Source organism: Duganella vulcania (assembly GCF_009857655.1).
GTDB classification, from domain to species: Bacteria; Pseudomonadota; Gammaproteobacteria; order Burkholderiales; family Burkholderiaceae_D; genus Rugamonas; species Rugamonas vulcania.
In genome coordinates this window covers 1-3,358 of record NZ_WWCX01000197.1, presented here as the reverse complement: position 1 = coordinate 3,358, position 3,358 = coordinate 1, and the positions used below count along the sequence as shown (strand labels likewise).

Sequence of the window (3,358 nt, the reverse complement as noted above, 5' to 3'; positions counted from 1 at the left end):
TGCACGTGGGCCGCGCGCTGCCGCGCTCCTTCCGCGGCGCGACCTTGGCCGACCTGGTGCTGCCGTCGTCGGTGCGCATGCCCGTGCGCGGCCTGGCCGGCCAGGGCGCGGCGCCGCTGGACCTGTTCCACGCCACCGACTACCGCATCGTGCGCATGGACTGCCCGGTGGTGGCGACCCTGCACGACGCCGTGCCGATCGCCCATCCCGAGTGGTGCACGCCGCGCCTGCGCGGCCTGAAGAACTGGCTGCAGGTCAAGGCCGCGCGCAAGGCCCAGCATGTGATCACCGGCTCGCACTATTCGATCCGCGAGCTGGTCGAGCACTTCGGCGTCGACGAGAGCAAGATCAGCGTCGTGCACCACGGCGTGCGTCCCGAATGGTTCGACGCGCCGCCGGCCGAGGCGCGCGACGCCACGCTGGCGCTGCACGGCCTGCGCGCCGGCTACTTCCTGTTCGTCGGCACGCTGCAGCCGCGCAAGAACGTCGGCCGCCTGCTGGAGGCCTACCTGGCGCTGCCGCCGGTGCTGCGCGCCGCGCGCCAGCTGGTGATCGTCGGCGCGCCCGGCTGGCTCAGCGACGAGCTGGTGGCGCAGATCAAGGCCGCCGGCCAGCGCGGCGAGAACGTGGTCTGGCTCAGCCGCCTGACCGACGACGCCCAGCTGCACCACATCTACGCCGGCGCCGGCGCCTTCATCTTCCCGTCGCTGCACGAGGGCTTCGGCCTGCCGCTGGTGGAAGCCTTCGCCAGCGGCGTGCCGGTGGCCACCTCCAACGCCACCTCGCTGCCGGAAGTGGCGCAGGGCGCGGCGCTGGAATTCGATCCGCTGTCGGTGCCGGAGATCACGGCCGCGATGACCACGCTGGCGCGCGACGACGCGCTGCGCCAGCGCTGCATTGCCGCCGGCCGCCGCCGCGCGCTGGAGCTGACCTGGGACGCCGCCGCCCGCCGCACCGTCGAGGTGTACCGCGACGTCCTGTCCAATTGAAGCATCACTGAAGCTGCCATGCGCGTCCTCCATTTCTACAAGACCTACTACCCGGACACCTGGGGCGGCATCGAGCAGGTGATCCGCCAGCTGTGCGTGGGCACCAGCCGCCTCGGCGTGCGCAACGAGGTGCTCACGCTCACGCGCGACCGCGGCCCGGCGCGGATCGAGTTCGAGGGCCACACCGTGCACCGCGCGCGGCTCGATTTCGAGATCGCCTCCACCGGCTTCTCGGCCGGGGCGATCCGCCAGCTGGCGCGCCTGGCGCGCGACGCCGACGTGATCCACTACCATTTCCCGTGGCCGTTCATGGACCTGGCCCACTTCCTGGCGCGCATCGACAAGCCCAGCGTGGTGACCTACCACTCGGACATCGTGCGCCAGAAGAACCTGCTGCGGGTGTACGGGCCGCTCAAGCGCGGCTTCCTGCGCAGCGTCGACACCATCGTCGCCACCTCGCCCAACTACCTGGCCTCGTCGCCGGTGCTCAAGCGCTTCGAGCACAAGACGCGCACCATCACCTACGGCCTGGACAAGACCATCTATCCGCAGCCGCCGCAGTCGCTCAAGGACCAGTGGCGCGCGCGCTGCGGCGAGCGCTTCTTCCTGTTCGTCGGCGTGCTGCGCTACTACAAGGGCCTGCACATCCTGCTCGACGCCATGGCCAACCTCGACTACCCGGTGGTGATCGTCGGCGCCGGCCCGGTCGAGCAGGAGCTCAAGGAGCACGCGCGCCGCCTCGGCCTGACGTACGTGATCTTCGTCGGCGCGGTCGAGGAGCTGGACAAGGTGGCGCTGCTGGAGCTGAGCTACGCGATGGTGTTCCCGTCGCACCTGCGCTCGGAGGCGTTCGGCATCTCGCTGCTGGAGGGGGCGATGTACGGCAAGCCGATGATCTCCAGCGAGATCGGCACCGGCACCACCTACATCAACATCGACAACGAGACCGGGCTGGTGGTGCCGCCGGACGATCCGGCCGCCTTCGGCGCGGCCATGCGCACGCTGTGGGAGCAGCCGGAACGCGCCGCCGAGATGGGCCGGCGCGCCGCGGCCCGCTACTGGGAGCTGTTCACCGCCGAGACCATGGCGCGCAACTACCACGCGCTGTACACCGAACTGGCCGCCGGCCGGGGCCGGTCCCAGGCTTGATCTGGCGCAAGGCCATCATTGCCGGGCGCGGCTATGATGGCGGTCGAACTCCGCGCCCCGCCGATGGTCCTCAAAGTCGGCGCCGCCAAGCCGGCGCCCCCCCTGTGCGACGCAACGACGTCGTCCGGGCGGGAGTTCACCACCAGCGCCCGCGCGCCACGGGGTAGAATACCGCACCATCCTGAATCCCGGAGATCCGCGTGCGCTGCCTGGTTATTGAAGACGAAGCCGAAACGGCCAACTACATCTGCAAGGGCCTGCGTGAGGCCGGCTACCTGGTCAGCGCCTGCGACAACGGCCCCGACGGCCTCGACCTCGCGGTCGGCAGCGACTGGGACATCATCATCCTCGACCGCATGCTGCCCGGCCGCATCGACGGCCTGTCCATCGTCGACAAGCTGCGCGCGCTGGGCAAGCAGACCCCGGTCATCATCGTCAGCGCGCTGACCTCGATCGACGCCCGCGTCAGCGGCCTGCGCGGCGGCGCCGACGATTACTTGTCCAAGCCGTTCGCCTTCTCCGAGCTGCTGGCGCGCATCGAGGCGCTGCAGCGGCGCAGCGCGCCCGGCGCCGACAGCTCGACCTTGCAGGTGGCCGACCTCAAGCTGGACCTGCGCACCTTGCGCGTGACGCGCGGCGCCAAGGTCATCACGCTGCAGCCGCGCGAATACCGGCTGCTGGAATACCTGATGCGCAACGTCAACCAGGTGGTGACCCGCACCATGCTGCTTGAATCGGTGTGGGACTACCACTTCGACCCGCAGACCAACGTCATCGACGTCCAGATCAGCCGCCTGCGCGCCAAGGTCGACAAGGACTTCCCCGTCATGCTGATCCACACGCTGCGCGGGGTCGGCTACCGCATGGGCCCGACCCCGCCCGAGGACGCCGGGCCGGCCGGCGGCGCCGCCCAGTGATCAACCTGCGCGCCTCGATCGCGGCCCGGCTGGTGCTGGGCTACGGCCTGCTGGGCACGGCCTCGATCGTGTTGGTGTCGGCGGTGTTCTACCGCGGCACCGTGGGCGTGCTGGACCAGGACATCGACGGCCGCATCATGGCGCAGTCGGACCGCCTGGTGGCGCGCGCCGGCGGCCAGCCGCACGGCGCGCTGTCGGCCGAGGTGCGGCGCCTGCTGGAGGACGGCATCGACAGCGACCGCGAGATCTTCGAGCTGCTGGCGGCCGACGGCACGCCGCTGGCCGGCAACCTGGGCCCCTTGC

General features: G+C 70.7%; 3 protein-coding genes and 1 pseudogene. All 4 read left to right on the top strand.

The features are described 5' to 3' along the window. Positions 1–989, top strand: a 989-nt coding sequence (locus GTP90_RS35070) for a glycosyltransferase family 4 protein (protein ID WP_161087837.1), incomplete at its 5' end; no start/stop codon positions are given. An 18-nt stretch (positions 990–1,007) separates the two neighbouring features. Beyond that, positions 1,008–2,138: a glycosyltransferase family 4 protein gene (locus GTP90_RS35065; protein ID WP_161087836.1), complete on the top strand. Its 1,131-nt coding sequence runs from the start codon at positions 1,008–1,010 to the stop codon at positions 2,136–2,138. Between the two features lie 200 nt (positions 2,139–2,338). Continuing rightward, positions 2,339–3,055 carry a winged helix-turn-helix domain-containing protein gene (locus tag GTP90_RS35060; RefSeq protein ID WP_161087835.1) on the top strand — a complete coding sequence of 239 codons (717 nt, stop codon included), beginning with the start codon at positions 2,339–2,341 and terminating at the stop codon, positions 3,053–3,055. Beyond that, a pseudogene (locus GTP90_RS35055) lies at positions 3,052–3,358 on the top strand (sensor histidine kinase); the annotation flags it as partial. The gene GTP90_RS35060 and the pseudogene GTP90_RS35055, both read left to right, overlap by 4 nt.